A 17,063-nucleotide genomic window follows, 5' to 3' on the forward strand; every position below is an offset into this window, starting at 1 on the left:
GCTACAAATGTAAAATAATAAATCATTTAAATCCATTTGCTTTATGAAGGATGTTCAGGTTGATGTTTTGATTATTGGTGCAGGACCTTCAGGTTGCGTTGCCGCCGCTTATTTACATAAGCAGGGTATTACTATTAAAGTCATTGAAAAGAGTGTTTTTCCTCGTTTTGTGATTGGTGAAAGTTTATTACCGAGATGTATGGATCATTTTGAAGAGGTAGATTTATTGGACTGTCTGATTGCCCAGAACTTTGAAGTTAAAACCGGAGCAAGATTTATAAAGGGCGACACCATTTGCGAATTTGATTTTAGTGAAAAGTATACTCAAGGGTATGACTGGACGTGGCAAGCCCCAAGAGCCGATTTTGACTATGCACTTACGGAAGAACTGAAAAGAAAAGGAGTGGACATTGCCTTTAACCAGGAAGTTATTTCGGTAGAATTCAATAAAGATGGTTCATCACAAACCACTGTAAAAACTGAAAATGAGGACACATTTGAAGTTCATGCAAAGTTTATTATTGACTCCAGTGGTTATGGACGGGTTTTACCAAGATTATTAAACCTTGACAAACCATCGACGATACCTGAGCATTCTTCCATATTTAGTCATGTAAAAGAATTGGAACGTCCAGCAGGAACAGAAGGTACATTTATAACCTTTGACGTGCTTGATACCGATACTTGGTTTTGGGTCATTCCATTCAGCAATGGCAATACAAGTCTCGGGTTTGTTGGAAAAACGGATTTCATCAACAGTTTTAATGGCACACCAGGAGAGCGACTTTCTGAAATGCTCAAAGAATCATCCTATTATTATGAACGGTTCAAGAACGTCGATTTTTTATTTGAGCCCAAAATCATCCAGAATTATTCCAAATCTGTCACCCAACTGTATGGGAAAGGGTATGCCCTTACAGGGAATAGTGCCGAGTTTTTGGATCCGGTATTTTCGTCTGGGGTTACTTTTGCTACGGAATCAGGATTAAAAGCGGCAAAATTAATCACCAGAGAATTGCAAAATGAATCCGTCGACTGGGAAAAGGAGTATGCCGAGTATATGAAAAAGGGAGTTTCAGTATTTGCTTCCTACGTTAAGGAGTGGTACACCGGGAATCTACAAACCATTTTTTTTGAAGGGACGGATAATCCCGACATTAAGAAACAAATTTGCGCGGTTTTGGCAGGTTATGTATGGGATGAAACCAATCCGTTTGTAAAGAACCACGATAGATTGATCAAAACGTTGGCGAATATTATTCATATGAACAAAAGGACCTGGAATGAATGACGGAATTTTTGACTCTTATGTTGGTGGGTTTCATACGTTACATATCGATTTCTGGATATTTAAATAGCTTACTTCCTTAAAATCTTCAAATACTTTTATCGGATGTTTTCTACATTCTGACTAAAATACTAACTGATAATTGTTTGCGTTATAAATTCTAGCTATTTTTAAATAAATAATTTCATCTCATTAAAGACGTATGCTAAAAATACATATATTTGGTAAAGAGAATTAATGGCAAATTAAGTTCAACACTATGTATTTTATCGATAAAAATTGCATTTCATGGATGTTTTTTTTATTTTTTAATTTGTTAATTCGCTTTTTTTTATACATTTACATGATAATGACCAAACCAAAGAAGAAAATTCTCACCACCATGTTTTTGATGTTTATGGGTATTGTAGGCAATGCTCAAGTTAGTGTTGGTGGCGGTGACGGACCTCCGCATCCAGTTCCACAAGGCGGACCAGGACCACCAGGTTTGCCCATAGACAATGGATTGATCGTTCTATTCTTTGCTGCCCTTATTTATGGAATCTATATAATTGTTAAGTACTCAAAAAAGCCTTCGCAGGTTTAGAGTTTCAATTCGTAAAGTCGTTTAATATATTTCCCCAAAACATCAAACTCCAAATTTACAACACTTCCTTTTTCTAAAAATTGAAATGTTGTGTGTTCGTAGGTGTAAGGGATAATAGCAACGCTAAATTCATTTTTCAAACTGTTTACCACCGTTAAACTCACACCATTAACAGTAATTGAACCTTTTTCTATGGTGATGTTGCTTAATGTTGCGTCATATATAAAAGTAAATAGCCAACTCCCATTTTGAAATTCAATAGATTTACAAACGGCTGTTTGGTCTACATGTCCCTGCACAATATGACCGTCCAATCGATCACCAAGCTTCATGGCACGTTCCAAGTTTACCTGATCACCAATTTTCAATTCTCCCAAATTGGTTTTGTTGAGGGTCTCCCTAATTGCCGTAACTTGGTAAAGCGGATTATTCAATGAGGTTACCGTTAGGCATACGCCATTATGGGCCACACTTTGATCTATTTTTAGTTCAGATGTAAAATTACTTTTTAATGTGATATGAAGATTGTCATGGTCTTGCTCCAAATTTGTAATGACGCCTAAATCTTCAATGATTCCAGTAAACATATTGTCGAATAATTAGTTAAATTTGCATTTGTATAATGGGTTACAAAGATAACGCTTTAATAAGAAATTTAGGATAATCTTCTATTTGGAAAACAGTTCAATTAAACCGTATTATACCTGGATAATCATATTAGGATGAAAAAAGAAGAGCAAATTAGAGTAGGGATTTCCATTGGTGATCTAAATGGCATTGGTGCGGAAATTATCTTAAAGACGTTTGAGGATTCCCGAATGCTTGAGTTTTGTACCCCGATAATTTTTGCGTCTATTAAAACCATGTCGTTTTTCAAGAAACATTTTAACAGTGGTATTAATTTTCACGGCATAAATGACTTGAATCAGGTGATTGAAGCAAAGGTGAATGTTTTAAATGTTTGGAAAGAAACAATTGAAATAGCCTTTGGGGAAGAGGACTTAAAAGCTGGAGAATATGCTTTTAAATCCTTGGAAAGAGCTACCGCAGCTTTAAAAAATGATGATATTGATGTATTGGTAACTGCGCCAATCAATAAATTGACCATTCAATCTGATAGTTTCAATTTTCCAGGACATACCGATTACTTAGCGAAGGAACTTGGTGGGAACAGTCTGATGTTTATGGTTACTGAGAAGCTTAAGGTAGGTTTGCTTACAGATCATGTCCCGGTTAAAGACGTGCCGGAACATATCACTTCAAAACTTATTGAAGAAAAAGTGCAGACTGTTTATGACTCCTTAGTTAAGGATTTTCGGGTCAGCAGACCAAAAATTGCGGTTTTGGGCATTAATCCACACGCCGGAGATAATGGTGTTATTGGAAAAGAAGATGAGGAAATTTTAAAACCGACACTTCTGAAAATAAGGGAAAAAGGTAAATTGGTCTACGGACCGTATTCTGCCGATAGTTTCTTTGGTTCTAAAAATTATCAAAATTTTGATGCTATTATTGCCTCGTACCATGATCAGGGATTGATTCCTTTTAAGACGATCACTTTTGGAGAAGGTGTCAATTATACTGCAGGCTTGAACAAAATAAGAACATCTCCAGACCATGGAACTGCATTTGAAATTGCGGGAAAGGGAACAGCAGATGAAAGTTCATTTAAAGCGGCGGTTTTTACTGCTATTCAGATTTATAAGAATAGAAAGGAATATAAAAAGCTCACTAAAAATCCTCTAAAGAAGGCTTCAAAAAAGATGTAAACATTTTTTGTTAATAGCTTTTTTCTAATAAGAAATATTTTCTATATTTGCACCCTCAAAATGAATGCGACCATGAAGCCCTTAAAAGAGTATGACATACAATTTGTAGGATTAAAATTAGGAAAGCACCATTTTGATTATCAAATCGATAAAAAGTTCTTTGAAGATTTTGAGTTTGATGAATTTAATGACGTCAATGTAAAAGTAAATTTGGTTTTTGAAAAGAAATCAACACTTTTAGAATTGGATTTTGAATCATCAGGTATCGTCAATGTTAATTGCGATACCACTAATGAGCCTTACGACCAAGCAATTGAAGATGATTTTAATTTGGTGGTAAACTTTGGAGATGAATACAATGATGAAGATGAGAATATTTTAATCGTCCCCCATGGTGAGTTCGAGATTAACGTGGCTCAATACATTTATGAATTGATTATATTGGCAATGCCGATAAAACGTATCCATCCAGGAATAGAAGATGGTACCTTAAAATCAGAAATACTTACAAAATTAGAAGAACTAAGTCCAAAAAACTTAGAAGAACAAGAAGAATCAGAGGAGATTGATCCTCGATGGAATACATTAAAAAAACTATTAACGGATAAATAATACGATATAAAATGGCACATCCTAAAAGAAAAATTTCTAAAACCAGAAGAGATAAAAGAAGAACACATTATAAAGCAGTTGTTCCTACAATTGCAACGTGTCCTACTACAGGGGAAGCACACTTGTTCCATAGAGCTCATTGGCATGAAGGAAAACTATACTACAGAGGTCAGGTGCTTATAGATAACTCTGAGAAAGAGGAAAACTTAGCATAACTACTATGCATGCATACAAAAAAACGCTCATATATGAGCGTTTTTTTTATGATTAATTTTCGAAAGTCTTAAAAACAACCTAATTTGCATCATATTTGACTAAATATTCAGTAGATTCAGTTATAATTTACTGCTTTTGGCTGATTTTAGTCGAATTTTTGGTCATATCTAATACAAAAAAATGAGTAGAATCACCGCTGCAATTACTGCCATAGGAGGATATGTACCTGAATATATATTAACAAACCAAATTTTGGAAACCTTAGTCGATACGAATGATGAATGGATAACCAGTAGAACAGGAATCAAGGAACGAAGAATCTTAAAAGAAGACGGTAAAGGCACTTCCTATTTAGCCATCAAAGCCGCTCAGGATCTTATAGAAAAAAAAGGTTTAAATCCGAAAGAAATAGAACTGGTAATCGTTGCTACAGCCACCCCAGACATGAAGGCTGCTGCTACGGCTGCCTATACAGCTACACAAATTGGCGCTACAAATGCATTTTCATTTGATTTGGAAGCCGCTTGTTCTAGTTTTTTATACGGAATGTCCGTAGCTGCGCGTTATATTGAATCCGGAAAATATAAAAAAGTATTGTTGATAGGTGCGGATAAAAACTCATCAATGATCAATTATAAAGATAGGGCCACATGTATTATTTTTGGAGATGGTGCGGGTGCGGCGCTATTTGAACCCAATACAGAAGGTTTGGGTCTTCAGGATGAACTGTTGAGAAGTGATGGAAATGGAAGGGAATTCTTGCAGGCTACCTATGGTGGTTCTTCCTATCCCTCAACCCCCGAAGCGGTAGCTGAAGGAAAGCACTTTATTTTTCAAGAAGGTAAGATGGTGTTTAAGAACGCTGTTTTTAATATGGCGGACGTCACCGAAAAAATACTGGTCAGAAACCATCTACTAAAAGATGATATTGCGTGGTTGGTACCTCATCAAGCAAACAAACGTATTATTGATGCCACGTCCAGTAGGATAGAGCTTGATGATAGCAAAGTAATGACAAATATCCATAAATATGGAAACACAACATCTGCAACTCTACCTTTGCTCTTATTTGACTACGAAAAACAACTAAAAAAAGGCGACAAATTAATATTTGTGGCATTTGGAGGAGGCTTTACTTGGGGTTCAGTGTACCTTACTTGGGCTTATAATTCATAGACTAACTAATCTTTAAATATTTAAATTCTAATTATTATGGATATAAAAGAAATTCAAAACTTAATCAAGTTTGTTGCTAAATCTGGCGCAAGTGAGGTTAAATTAGAGATGGACGATATCAAAATTACCATCAAAACTGGTGGTGAAGATAGAGGAGAATCCACAACGTACGTACAACAAATTCCAATGGGTCCCGCTCCTGTTGCTCAAGCCCAGGCACCACAAGTTGCGCCACAACCCATTGCAGCTCCTGCTGTTGATGAAAACTCAAAGTTTATTACCATAAAATCACCAATTATCGGAACGTTTTATCGTAAGCCTTCACCAGATAAACCAATGTTTGTTGAAGTAGGTAAAACGATCAAAGAGGGTGATGTCTTGTGCGTAATTGAAGCTATGAAATTGTTCAATGAAATCGAATCTGAAGTTTCAGGGAAAATTATTAAAATATTAGTTGACGATTCTTCTCCAGTTGAATTTGATCAGCCATTATTTTTAGTAGATCCTTCATAACCAAATAAAAATTCCAATAGACAAATCTCAAAATCCAATATTTGGAATTTGGTGATTGGAATTTGAAATTTTTAATTTGAAATGTTATGTTTAAAAAAATATTAATTGCCAATAGAGGTGAAATAGCATTGCGTGTTATCAGAACCTGTAAGGAAATGGGCATTAAAACCGTAGCTGTCTACTCCACGGCAGATGCAGAAAGTCTGCATGTTAAATTTGCGGATGAAGCTGTATGTATTGGACCCCCACCAAGTAGTGAGTCTTATCTAAAAATGTCCAATATTATTGCGGCTGCAGAGATTACTAACGCTGATGCCATTCATCCTGGTTATGGCTTTTTGTCTGAAAACGCGAAGTTTTCAAAAATTTGCGAAGAACACAATATTAAGTTTATTGGCGCTTCTCCAGAAATGATTGAACGCATGGGAGATAAGGCTTCGGCTAAAGCGACCATGAAAAAGGCAGGAGTACCATGTGTGCCAGGAAGTGATGGCATCTTGGAATCTTATGAGCAAACCGAAAAATTGTCTGTTGAAATGGGCTTTCCTGTAATGTTAAAGGCTACAGCAGGTGGTGGCGGAAAAGGAATGCGTGCCGTTTGGAAACGGGAAAAGCTTAAGGATGCCTGGGATTCTGCACGTCATGAAGCGAGAGCTGCTTTTGGAAATGATGCCATGTACCTTGAAAAACTTATTGAAGAACCACGTCATATAGAAATACAAATTGTTGGGGATTCTACAGGTAGAGCTTGCCATTTATCAGAACGTGATTGTTCAATTCAACGTCGTCATCAAAAACTGACTGAAGAAACTCCATCACCGTTTATGACTGATGAACTTCGTAATGAAATGGGATTGGCTGCAGTAAGAGCGGCAGAATACATTAAATATGAAGGAGCAGGAACAATAGAATTTTTGGTAGACAAACATCGTAATTTCTATTTTATGGAGATGAACACCCGTATTCAGGTGGAACATCCTATTACTGAGCAAGTGATTGATTTTGATTTGATCAGAGAACAAATTCTTGTGGCTGCAGGGGTACCTATTTCCGGTAAAAACTATACGCCAAAACTACATTCTATTGAATGTCGGATCAATGCGGAAGATCCATATAATGACTTTAGACCTTCCCCAGGCAAGATTACCACGCTTCATGCTCCAGGCGGGCATGGGGTGCGTTTGGATACGCATGTGTATTCAGGCTATACCATTCCACCAAACTATGATTCTATGATTGCCAAGTTGATTACCACTGCGCAAACACGCGATGAAGCCATCAGTAAGATGAAACGTGCTCTGGACGAATTCGTAATAGAAGGGATTAAGACTACAATTCCATTCCATCGACAATTAATGGACCATCCAGATTACTTAGCTGGTAATTATACCACTAAATTTATGGAAAGCTTTAAAATGGAAGCGCCGGTTGAAGATTAAGAATACAGACTCCGAAAGAAATTTCGGAGTTTTTTTATGCCACGATCCTATTTTTATAGCGATAATTCCTCTTTAAAAACCATCCTTATTTTATAGGACGAGTTTATAATTCTTACTTTTATACCCCAAAACCTTAAAAGAATGAACCTTTCCTATTGGGAAATAAAAACCTACCTCTCCAACATTGACTACACCATTGTTGGCAGCGGAATTGTTGGCCTCAATTGTGCTTTACGGTTAAAGGAGCGGTTTCCAAAAGCCACTATCGTGGTTCTTGAACGCGGCTTTTTACCGCAGGGAGCGAGCACAAAAAATGCTGGTTTCGCTTGTTTTGGAAGTCTCAGTGAAATTTTAGATGATCTCAATACACATTCTGAGGAAGAAGTCGTTCAACTGATAGAGAAACGACGAAACGGTCTTTCATTATTACGCCAAACATTATCTGATCAAACTATCGACTATCAACAGAATGGCGGTTATGAATTGTTTGATCAACATGATCACGAAGGCTATGACTATTGCTTGTCTCATATGGATAAAGTGAATGCACTACTAAAGCCACATTTTAAGGAGGATGTTTTTCAAATTAGAGACAATCCCTTCCACTTTGAAAACATTCAAAAGCAACTTAGTTTTACACCATTTGAAGGTCAAATTGACACCGGAAAGATGATGCGATCCCTAACGGATTTGGTCTTGAACAAAGGGGTTTTAATTCTTAATTCCGTTACTGTTGAACAGTTTGAAGAACTGAATGGATTCGTGCAAATCGAAACTGGTGAATTTCAATTTAAAACGAATCACTTTCTAATTTGCACAAACGGATTCGCATCAAAACTGATAAATGTTGAAGTGAAACCCGCTAGAGCGCAAGTTTTAATTACAAAACCTATTCAGAATCTAAAAATTAAAGGCACATTTCATCTCGATAAAGGGTTCTATTATTTTCGTAATATTGACTCGCGAATTTTGTTGGGTGGCGGTCGTAATCTCGATTTCAAAACCGAAGAAACCACTGACATGGCGCAGACCGAAATCATTCAAAACAAGTTGGAAGAACTTTTAAAAACAACAATTTTACCCAATACGCCTTTTGAAATCGAACAAAGTTGGAGTGGGATTATGGGTGTAGGCAATACCAAAAAACCAATTATAAAACAACTGAGTGATCGCGTTTTTTGTGGCGTTAGGCTTGGAGGTATGGGTATTGCCATTGGAAGTCATGTGGGAAGGGAATTGGCTGATTTGGTCGATTGATCCATAAAATTATGATGACCTGGAAAGGTTTAAATAGAAAAATTTATGATGAAACTATTAAAATTTCTTTTCAAATTGGTCTTGTGGCTTTTGATCATTCCAATACTTGGGGTGGTTGTCTTCAAATGGGTGCCTGTTCCGGCGACACCTTTGATGGTTATTAGATATTTTGAACAGAAAGAGGCTAAGGAAGAAACTGTTTGGAAACATGATTGGGTACCAATTGAGGGAATTTCCAAAAACTTACAGTTGGCTGTGATTTGTAGTGAGGATCAGAACTTTTTAAAGCATAACGGGTTTGATATGAAAGCCATTGAAAAGGCTTTTGATAACAACCAAAAAGGGAAACGAGTAAGAGGTGCCAGCACCATTAGCCAGCAGGTTGCAAAGAACGTATTTCTATGGCCACAGCGCAGTTGGGCGAGAAAAGGAATGGAAACCTATGTGACGTTCTGGATTGAATTAATTTGGTCAAAGGAACGTATTATGGAAGTTTATTTGAACAGTATTGAAATGGGCAAGGGAATTTATGGTGCTGAAGCAGCATCTCAGTATTGGTTTAAGAAATCGGCTTCAAAGTTGAGCAAAAGCGAAGCTGCCGCCATTGCCGCTATCTTGCCCCGACCATTAAAATATCGTGCAAATCCGCCCACAAACTATATTGCCGGTCGAAAATTATGGATCATGAAACAGATGAGTTTTCACGGTGCTTTAAATTATAATAAGGAGGATGGAAAATGATCTGAAAATAAAGCAACATCTTTATGAACAATGCGTCAATTTTGTTGAAGATCGTATTTCAAAGATCCAAAATCAAATTAAGGAGATTCAGGAATCCTTGATGTCGGAGACCAAAAGCAGTGCTGGTGACAAACATGAAACAGGCAGGGCGATGTTACAGTTGGAACGTGAAAAAGTGGGTCAACAATTGGCCGAAGTAGAGAAACTGAAAGAAGCTTTATCTAAAATTGACAAGACAATCAGGTCTGAAATAATTGGCTTGGGCAGCGTAGTTACTACTTCAAATGCAAATTATTATATAGCGATAAGTGCAGGTCAAATGACAGCAAATTCCCAATGGTTTTTTGCGATTTCACCAAATACACCTATGGGATTACTTTTGATGGGAAAAAGAATTGGAGATGTCGTAGTTTTCAGGGATAGCAAGTTTATGATTGTTAACATTTTTTAAATACTTCACAGGTTTTCAAAATCTGCGAGGTCTAAGACTGAAGGACTTGTTACGACTTTCTTCTTGTTTTTATCCTGCAGGAGCATTATTCTGTGAATCTCAGGCCGTGATAATCCTAAAGAATGGTCTAGGCTTCCCTACGTTGAACGCTTTGTTCATCTGTTTTCTTTATAGGCATTGATATTTTGTAGGCAAATAACAACCCGTTAAAATCGGCTATATTTAACAACTTTTAGGTAGATTTCTTAATTTATGTCCAATGGTGAATTATTTTCGAAAAAACAGTTTGCTTCATCGATTGCGCTTCTATCAGATAGTAATTTCCTATAAAATAAGAGCATTCGCTATTGCCTTTCAATAATTTCTAGAAAAACTTCAGTGTTTCTCTCCAAGTTTGTAGCATTCTCGAAAAAAATAACATCCTCTTCTGAGTAGGCCTCAATTAAGTAAAAATGGCCTTTAAAATAGGACTGCTGGACCAGCACTTTTAAATCTGAGGTTTCTACTCTTTTAAGTTCATGTGCGTAAATTATTTTGTTGTTAATCAGATTAAATTCACCAAAAAAAGAAGCAATTAATGGTGTTTCTGGATTTTTGTAAAGATGTAAAGGTGATTTATTTGCCATTATGGTTGAATCGTGCAACACAATCATTCGATCCGCAAATCCCAACACATCTTCACTGTCATGTGTTGCAACAATACACACAATATTTTTTTCTTTTAGATAATTGAAAATGCTTCTACGCAAAGACTGTTTTTGGAAATTATCTATATGGCTAAAAGGTTCATCCAGCAATATGATTTCCGGCTTATTTGCCAGAGCTTTTGCCAAAGCTACTCTTTGTTTTTGTCCCCCACTTAAGGTTTTGACTTTCGTTTTAGCAAAGTCTTCTAATTCGACCACTTCCAAAAGCTCTCGAACGCGTTCTTTTTTTTCTTTTGGATAGAAATTGGATAGATGTTTGCCAATATTTTCTTCCACTGTTATGAATGGCATCAAGTCAAATTCTTGGGCAACATACTTCATGAAATCATAGCCAACCACAAGATTGTATTTTGGGCCTAAAATTTCAGTATCATCCCAGAAAATTTGCCCTTCGTTTAAATCATGTTCTCCATAAATTACCTTTAATAATGTGGATTTTCCTGAGCCACTTTCTCCAATAATGGAAACGTGCTCTCCTCTATTTACTGAAAAGTTAAGATTATTGAGCACAGGCGTATCGGCGCTTTTTTTAGTGTAAGAGAAGGTTATGTTTTGGACGTTTAGCATCTGTATTTTATAAAGAGACCTGTCAGGTTTTTAAACCTGACAGGTCTGAAAATCAACTCAAAATTAGTTATCCTTTTATCTTGGATTTGGTTTTGTTTGGAAGCACTTTATAACCCATATTGTATAGGGTAAATCCAAAAATATCGGCGTATTGCTCAATGGTTTTACTAACCGGAGTTCCAGCGCCATGGCCGGCATCCGTTTCAATTCTGATTAATGTTGGATTGGTTCCTGTCTGCTTGCTTTGCAGTTCCGCAGCAAATTTAAAACTGTGTGCTGGAACGACACGATCGTCATGGTCTCCGGTTGTGATCATGGTTGCAGGGTATTCTACGCCTTCTTTGACGTTATGGATAGGAGAATAGCCCTTTAAATATTCAAACATCTCCTTGTTATCTTCAGAGGTGCCATAATCATATGCCCACCCAGCGCCTGAAGTGAAAGTATGGTAGCGCAACATATCTAAAACCCCAACTGCAGGGATGGCTACTTTTACTAAATCGGGACGTTGCGTCATGACTGCGCCCACTAAAAGTCCGCCGTTTGAACCACCTCTTATGGCTAAATAATCTGATGATGTGTACTTGTTTTCAATTAAGTATTCTGCGGCAGCGATAAAATCGTCAAATACATTCTGCTTTTGCAATTTGGTACCCGCATCATGCCATTTTTTACCATATTCTCCACCACCACGAATATTAGGTACAGCATAAATACCGCCCTGTTCCATCCAAACAGCGTTGGCTATACTGAAAGAAGGTGTCATTGAAATATTGAATCCGCCGTAACTATATAAAATGGTCGGGTTTTTTCCGTTTAATTCGATGCCTTTTTTATAAGAAATGATCATGGGTACTTTCGTGCCGTCTTTTGAAGTATAAAACACCTGTTTGCTTTCAAAATCGTCAGCATTAAATTTGATTCCAGGTTTAATATACACTTCCGAATTACCGGTTTTAGGATCTAAAGTATAAATAGTACTTGGGGTGATGTAGTTGGAAAATGAGTAGTAAACAATCTCATCTTCCTTCTTACCTCCAAAACCGCCAGCACTTCCAACGCCTGGAAGTTGGATTTCCCTAACCAGTTTTCCATCATAGTCGTATTGCATTACCTTAGAAACTGCATCTACCATATAACTCGCAAACACAAAACCACTTCCGGTAGAAGCGCGTAATACATTTTCAGTTTCAGCAATAAAATCTTTCCAATTTTCGGGACTTGGATTTGAAGCATCCACAGTAACGACCTTTTGGTTGGGAGCGTTTCTATTGGTAATTAAATAGAGTTTGCTGCCCACGTTTTCAATAACGCCAGTATCACTATCAGAATTATCCAAAATGGTAATCATTTTGCTATTCGGTTGTGATAAATCCTGCATTAATAACTTTGTTCCAGAAGTTGAGTTTCTTGGATAGATGAAGAGGTAGTTCCCGTCTTCAGTTACACTTCCGCTTACATAACGGTGTTTTTGTGCCTCTGTACCACCATAGATTAATTGGTCTTGTTTCTGCGAGGTTCCTAATTTGTGATAAAAGAGTTTATGTTGGTCTGTTTTAGCCGACAGTTCACTGCCCTTTGGCTTATCATAGCTAGAATAATAGAAGCCTTCATTATTTTTCCATGAAATACCACTAAATTTGACATCTACAATGGTGTCTTCAATTTGTTTTTTGGATTCGACATCCATGATGATCACTTTTCGCCAATCACTTCCACCTTCAGAAATTTGATAAGCCGCAAGTTTTCCGCTTTTTGAGAAATTAAGACCACCTAAAGAAATAGTACCATCTTTACTAAAGGTATTTGGATCTAAAAAGACCTCTTCGTGATCTTCTCCTGTTTTCTTTCTGTACAGAACCGATTGGTTTTGCAGACCGTCATTTTTATAATAATAGGTATAATCACCTTCAATAAAAGGAGCGCCTACTTTTTCATAGTTCCATATTTCTTCCAAGCGTTCTTTTAGTTCTTGACGATAAGGGATTTGTTCTAAATACTTAGCGGTTACTTCATTTTGGGCTTTTACCCATGCGCCGGTTTCTTCGCTTCGATCATCTTCGAGCCAGCGGTAAGGATCTTTTACTTGTTCGCCAAAATAGGTATCAACGGTATCTACAGTTTTGGTTTCTGGATAAGTCACGGCAATTACATTGGATTTTTTAAGTTCATTTTCATTTTTACAGGCGGTAATCGTCGTTAGAACTACCATGGCAAGCGCTAATTTTCTCATAAAAGTAAACGTGTTAAATGTTGTGTTCCAAAAATAAACAAAAAAGCCCCTACAATTGGGTGTAGGAGCTTTTTTAATATAATGTTAAGAAATCTACGGATGGATAAATTTTCTGTTTTAATTAAATTTCCTATTTAAATCAGATTTTTATCAATCAGATATTCCGCAATCTGTATGGTGTTGGTAGCGGCCCCTTTTCTTAGGTTATCACTAACGATCCATAGATTTAAAGTATTTGGTTGAGATTCATCACGTCTAATGCGTCCAACAAAAACATCATCTTTCCCATTGGCATAAATGGGCATTGGATACGTATTGACATCAAGATTATCCTGAACCACAACACCAGGAGTTTGGCTTAAAAGTTTCCGAATTTCAGAAACGTCAAATTCCTTTTCAAATTCAATGTTTACGGCTTCGCTATGCCCACCTTGAGTAGGAACTCTAACGGCAGTTGCAGTAACCGCAATGGAACGGTCATCTAAGATTTTTTGGGTTTCCCTGACCAATTTCATTTCTTCCTTTGTGTATCCGTTTTCTTCAAAGACATCACAATGTGGGATAACGTTTTTATTGATTGGATACGGATAGGCCATTTCGCCTTTAATCCCAGCCAATTCATTCTCTAATTGTTTCACTGCTTTTACACCAGTTCCTGTAATGGATTGGTAGGTAGAGACAACAATTCTTTTAATTTTATATTTTTTGTGGAGGGGTGCCAAGACCATGACCATCTGAGTGGTTGAACAGTTAGGATTGGCTATAATTTTATCCTCTTTTGTAAGTTGATGGGCATTAATTTCTGGAACGATCAATTTTTTTGAAGGATCCATTCTCCAGGCCGATGAATTGTCAATGACCGTAGTGCCAACTTCTTCAAATTTTGGCGCCCATTCCAAGGACGTATTGCCTCCGGCAGAAAGGAAGGCAATATCTGGTCTTTTTGAGACCGCCTCTGCCAAGCCTATAACTTTATGAGTTTCATTTTTAAAGGTAATTTCTTTTCCAACAGACTTTTCGGATGCTACTAGCATTAATTCCGTATAAGGAAAATTACGTTCTTCAAGGATTTTTAACAGCACTTCACCAACCATACCTGTGGCGCCAACAACAGCTACTTTCATAATTAAAAAAATTTAAGTCGCTAAAGTAACCATTTATTCAATGTATTTATAGAAGATCTATTAAAAAAGAACCCGATTTATTGTATAAATCGGGTTAAAGTTAGAATATGGGTGTAGCGTGATTATTTTTTTAGTGCGTCTCTGATTTCTTTCAATAAATCAACTTCAGTTGGTCCAGCAGGAGCTGCAGGCTCTTCTTCCTTTTTGGCTCTTACTTTAGCATACGCTTTGACGATCATAAATAAAACAAAACCAACAATCAATAAATTAATGATGGAGTTGATCCATTTTCCATAAGCAATTACTGCTGCACCAGCTTCAGTTGCAACTGCTAAGGACTCATAAGTTTTTCCATCTAACGCATAGAACATGTCAGCAAAATCGACACCTCCAGAGAAATAACCTACGATAGGCATCATGATGTCACTGACAAAGCCATTGACAACTAATCCGACAGCGCCAGCAAGCAAAACTGCTACGGCCAAATCGATGACGTTACCCGTCATGATAAAATCTTTAAATTCTTTCCACATAATTTTTTAAATTAAGTTAGTGTTATATTCTTACGAAAATAAGTAAAAAAAGGGAGGTTTATTTCTTGAGAAGGATTATTTTTTAACATTTCTTTTAACACGTTGTGAAATTGCCGTAATCAACTCGTAAGAAATCGTATTGGCAGAATGCGCCAATTCTTCGGCAGTGTTTGAAGCATCAAAGACAATGACTTCATCACCTTCTTGACATTCAATTCCTGTGATATTGACCATGATCATGTCCATACAGACATTTCCAACAATAGAGGCTTTTTTCCCCGATATAATCACATACCCTTTTCCATTTCCGTAGGGCCTTCCAAGCCCATCAGCATGACCAATAGGAATTGTTGCCGTTTTTATAGAAGATTCACTTTTATAAGCGCGATTATAACCTACAGTTTCGCCTTTCTCTATGTCATGTATTTGAGAGATAACCGATTTAAGCGAAGCAATAGGCCTGAAATTTTTATTTTCTGTTTCTGAATTTCCAAAACCATATAATCCAATGCCACTTCGCACCATATCGAAATGGGCCTCTGGATAATTTAATATTCCCGAAGTATTGCTCATATGGCGCATGGGTAGATAACCAAAAAACGATTTAAATTTTTCTGATATGTTTTTAAAGGAATTTATTTGAAGTTGCGAAAATTCCTTTTCCGATGGATCTTCACTTGCTGCCAAATGAGAAAAAATCGATTTCACACTGACGGCATTCGATGCGTTGAGCTTTGAATAGACGCCCTCAACATCGTTTTCAGAAAAACCCAATCGGTTTAGTCCCGTATTAAACTTTAAATGAATGGGATAGTCCTTTTGATTTTTCTCAGCGGCCATCTGTATGAATGTATTGAGTACTTTATGGTTATAAATGCTGGGTTCTAAACATCTTTCAATGATAGTGCTGAACCCTATGGGCAAGGGATGCAACACCAAAATTGGTTTTGTAATACCTGCATCTCTTAACGCTACGCCTTCTCCGGTATAGGCGACAGCAAAATAATCCACCTCTAAATTTTGCAAATAAAGCGCGATTTCGTCAGCATCATGACCGTAAGCAAATGCCTTAACTACGGCTAGAAATTTGGTATTTTTTTGGAGTTTGGATTTGAGATATTCGTAATTGTGCTTTAAGGCTGAAAGCTCAATTTCTAGAATAGTTTCTTGCGCTTTAGGCATTGGGGTTTTTGGTTTGTTGATTGAGTTCTAAAGGATCGTTGACCTTCATTCCTCTTATTTTATCATTTAACATGGCTTTGTAAAAGGCACCACGGCTCAAGGGTTCATATTCATCAACCTCTCCCAAAAGGACCAAAGCGTCACTTTGGGCTTTTCTGTAACTGTATTGTGCTAAGTTTCCTGTACGAGTGCAAATGGCGTGGACTTTAGTGACGTACTCAGCAGTGGCCATTAGATAGGGCATGGGACCAAAAGGATTCCCTTTAAAATCCATATCCAGTCCGGCCACGATGACCCTGACGCCTTTATTGGCTAAGTCATTGCAAACCCGAATAATCTCATCGTCAAAAAATTGGGCTTCGTCAATCCCGACCACATCACAACCGTCAGCCAAAATTGGAATGTTAGCAGCTGCGGGTACTGGCGTTGAACGGATTTCATTGGCGTCATGAGAGACTACCATGCCTTCATCATACCGCACGTCAACGGTAGGTTTGAAGATTTCAACTTTTTGTTTTGCAAACTGGGCGCGCTTCAGACGCCTGATCAATTCTTCAGTCTTACCCGAGAACATAGAGCCGCATATAACCTCAATCCACCCAAATTGTTCTTTAGGATTTACTGTATTTTCAAGAAACATTTCGTAATTTTAACACTAAAACAAAGCCT

18 protein-coding genes are annotated in these 17,063 nt (G+C 37.2%); 11 read left to right on the forward strand and 7 right to left on the reverse strand.

Annotated features, from left to right (window positions below; all coding sequences use genetic code 11):
* Positions 1-43 precede the first annotated feature (43 nt).
* Both VLZ86_RS08505 and VLZ86_RS08510 read left to right on the forward strand, forming a co-directional pair.
* Positions 44-1,291 carry an NAD(P)/FAD-dependent oxidoreductase gene (locus tag VLZ86_RS08505; RefSeq protein WP_325450282.1) on the forward strand — a complete coding sequence of 416 codons (1,248 nt, stop codon included), beginning with the start codon at positions 44-46 and terminating at the stop codon, positions 1,289-1,291.
* A 346-nt stretch (positions 1,292-1,637) separates the two neighbouring features.
* Positions 1,638-1,874, forward strand: coding sequence for a hypothetical protein (locus VLZ86_RS08510; protein WP_325450284.1), 237 nt, complete (start codon positions 1,638-1,640; stop codon positions 1,872-1,874).
* On the opposite strand, the gene VLZ86_RS08515 is transcribed toward VLZ86_RS08510, so the two are convergent.
* Positions 1,871-2,461, reverse strand: a complete 591-nt coding sequence (locus VLZ86_RS08515) for a riboflavin synthase (RefSeq protein WP_325450286.1) — start codon at positions 2,459-2,461, stop codon at positions 1,871-1,873. The two genes, VLZ86_RS08510 and VLZ86_RS08515, sit on opposite strands and share 4 nt — an antisense overlap.
* 135 nt (positions 2,462-2,596) lie before the next feature.
* Between VLZ86_RS08515 and pdxA the strand changes: the two genes are divergently transcribed.
* From pdxA to VLZ86_RS08560, 9 genes are all read left to right on the forward strand, one after another.
* Positions 2,597-3,643 carry a 4-hydroxythreonine-4-phosphate dehydrogenase PdxA gene (pdxA, locus tag VLZ86_RS08520; RefSeq protein ID WP_325450288.1) on the forward strand — a complete coding sequence of 349 codons (1,047 nt, stop codon included), beginning with the start codon at positions 2,597-2,599 and terminating at the stop codon, positions 3,641-3,643.
* A gap of 72 nt (positions 3,644-3,715) precedes the next feature.
* Positions 3,716-4,255, forward strand: a complete 540-nt coding sequence (locus tag VLZ86_RS08525; protein ID WP_325450290.1) for a DUF177 domain-containing protein — start codon at positions 3,716-3,718, stop codon at positions 4,253-4,255.
* Positions 4,256-4,266: 11 nt separating this feature from the next.
* Positions 4,267-4,470 (forward strand): 50S ribosomal protein L32, encoded by a 204-nt coding sequence (gene rpmF, locus VLZ86_RS08530; protein ID WP_066430995.1) that lies wholly within the window; start codon positions 4,267-4,269, stop codon positions 4,468-4,470.
* Positions 4,471-4,651: 181 nt separating this feature from the next.
* Positions 4,652-5,647, forward strand: a complete 996-nt coding sequence (locus VLZ86_RS08535; protein WP_325450296.1) for a beta-ketoacyl-ACP synthase III — start codon at positions 4,652-4,654, stop codon at positions 5,645-5,647.
* Between the two features lie 36 nt (positions 5,648-5,683).
* Entirely contained in the window at positions 5,684-6,160 is a 477-nt protein-coding gene (gene accB, locus VLZ86_RS08540; protein WP_325450298.1) for an acetyl-CoA carboxylase biotin carboxyl carrier protein, read from the forward strand.
* An 86-nt stretch (positions 6,161-6,246) separates the two neighbouring features.
* Positions 6,247-7,599 carry an acetyl-CoA carboxylase biotin carboxylase subunit gene (accC, locus tag VLZ86_RS08545; protein ID WP_325450300.1) on the forward strand — a complete coding sequence of 451 codons (1,353 nt, stop codon included), beginning with the start codon at positions 6,247-6,249 and terminating at the stop codon, positions 7,597-7,599.
* Positions 7,600-7,740: 141 nt separating this feature from the next.
* Positions 7,741-8,856 (forward strand): FAD-dependent oxidoreductase, encoded by a 1,116-nt coding sequence (locus VLZ86_RS08550; protein WP_325450302.1) that lies wholly within the window; start codon positions 7,741-7,743, stop codon positions 8,854-8,856.
* Between the two features lie 45 nt (positions 8,857-8,901).
* Positions 8,902-9,597: a monofunctional biosynthetic peptidoglycan transglycosylase gene (mtgA, locus tag VLZ86_RS08555; protein WP_325450304.1), complete on the forward strand. Its 696-nt coding sequence runs from the start codon at positions 8,902-8,904 to the stop codon at positions 9,595-9,597.
* Complete coding sequence (locus VLZ86_RS08560) at positions 9,587-10,048, forward strand: 3-oxoacyl-ACP synthase (protein ID WP_325450306.1); 462 nt, start codon at positions 9,587-9,589, stop codon at positions 10,046-10,048. Before mtgA ends, VLZ86_RS08560 begins: the two co-directional genes overlap by 11 nt.
* A gap of 344 nt (positions 10,049-10,392) precedes the next feature.
* Here VLZ86_RS08560 and VLZ86_RS08565 read toward each other — a convergent pair whose 3' ends face one another.
* From VLZ86_RS08565 to VLZ86_RS08590, 6 genes are all read right to left on the reverse strand, one after another.
* Entirely contained in the window at positions 10,393-11,322 is a 930-nt protein-coding gene (locus VLZ86_RS08565; protein ID WP_325450308.1) for an ABC transporter ATP-binding protein, read from the reverse strand.
* A gap of 67 nt (positions 11,323-11,389) precedes the next feature.
* Positions 11,390-13,555 (reverse strand): prolyl oligopeptidase family serine peptidase, encoded by a 2,166-nt coding sequence (locus VLZ86_RS08570; protein ID WP_325450310.1) that lies wholly within the window; start codon positions 13,553-13,555, stop codon positions 11,390-11,392.
* A gap of 134 nt (positions 13,556-13,689) precedes the next feature.
* On the reverse strand, positions 13,690-14,679 hold the full coding sequence (locus tag VLZ86_RS08575; RefSeq protein ID WP_325450312.1) for an aspartate-semialdehyde dehydrogenase: 990 nt from the start codon (positions 14,677-14,679) through the stop codon (positions 13,690-13,692).
* A gap of 122 nt (positions 14,680-14,801) precedes the next feature.
* A complete protein-coding gene (gene mscL, locus VLZ86_RS08580) occupies positions 14,802-15,212 on the reverse strand; it encodes a large conductance mechanosensitive channel protein MscL (protein ID WP_325450315.1) in 411 nt (136 codons plus the stop codon).
* Between the two features lie 75 nt (positions 15,213-15,287).
* Positions 15,288-16,394 carry an alanine racemase gene (alr, locus tag VLZ86_RS08585; protein ID WP_325450316.1) on the reverse strand — a complete coding sequence of 369 codons (1,107 nt, stop codon included), beginning with the start codon at positions 16,392-16,394 and terminating at the stop codon, positions 15,288-15,290.
* Positions 16,387-17,034: a thymidine kinase gene (locus tag VLZ86_RS08590; protein ID WP_325450318.1), complete on the reverse strand. Its 648-nt coding sequence runs from the start codon at positions 17,032-17,034 to the stop codon at positions 16,387-16,389. The genes alr and VLZ86_RS08590 overlap by 8 nt, the downstream gene beginning before the upstream one ends.
* Positions 17,035-17,063 lie beyond the last annotated feature (29 nt).

Origin of the sequence: Gelidibacter sp., from assembly GCF_035515035.1 — a bacterium.
GTDB lineage: Bacteria > Bacteroidota > Bacteroidia > Flavobacteriales > Flavobacteriaceae > Gelidibacter.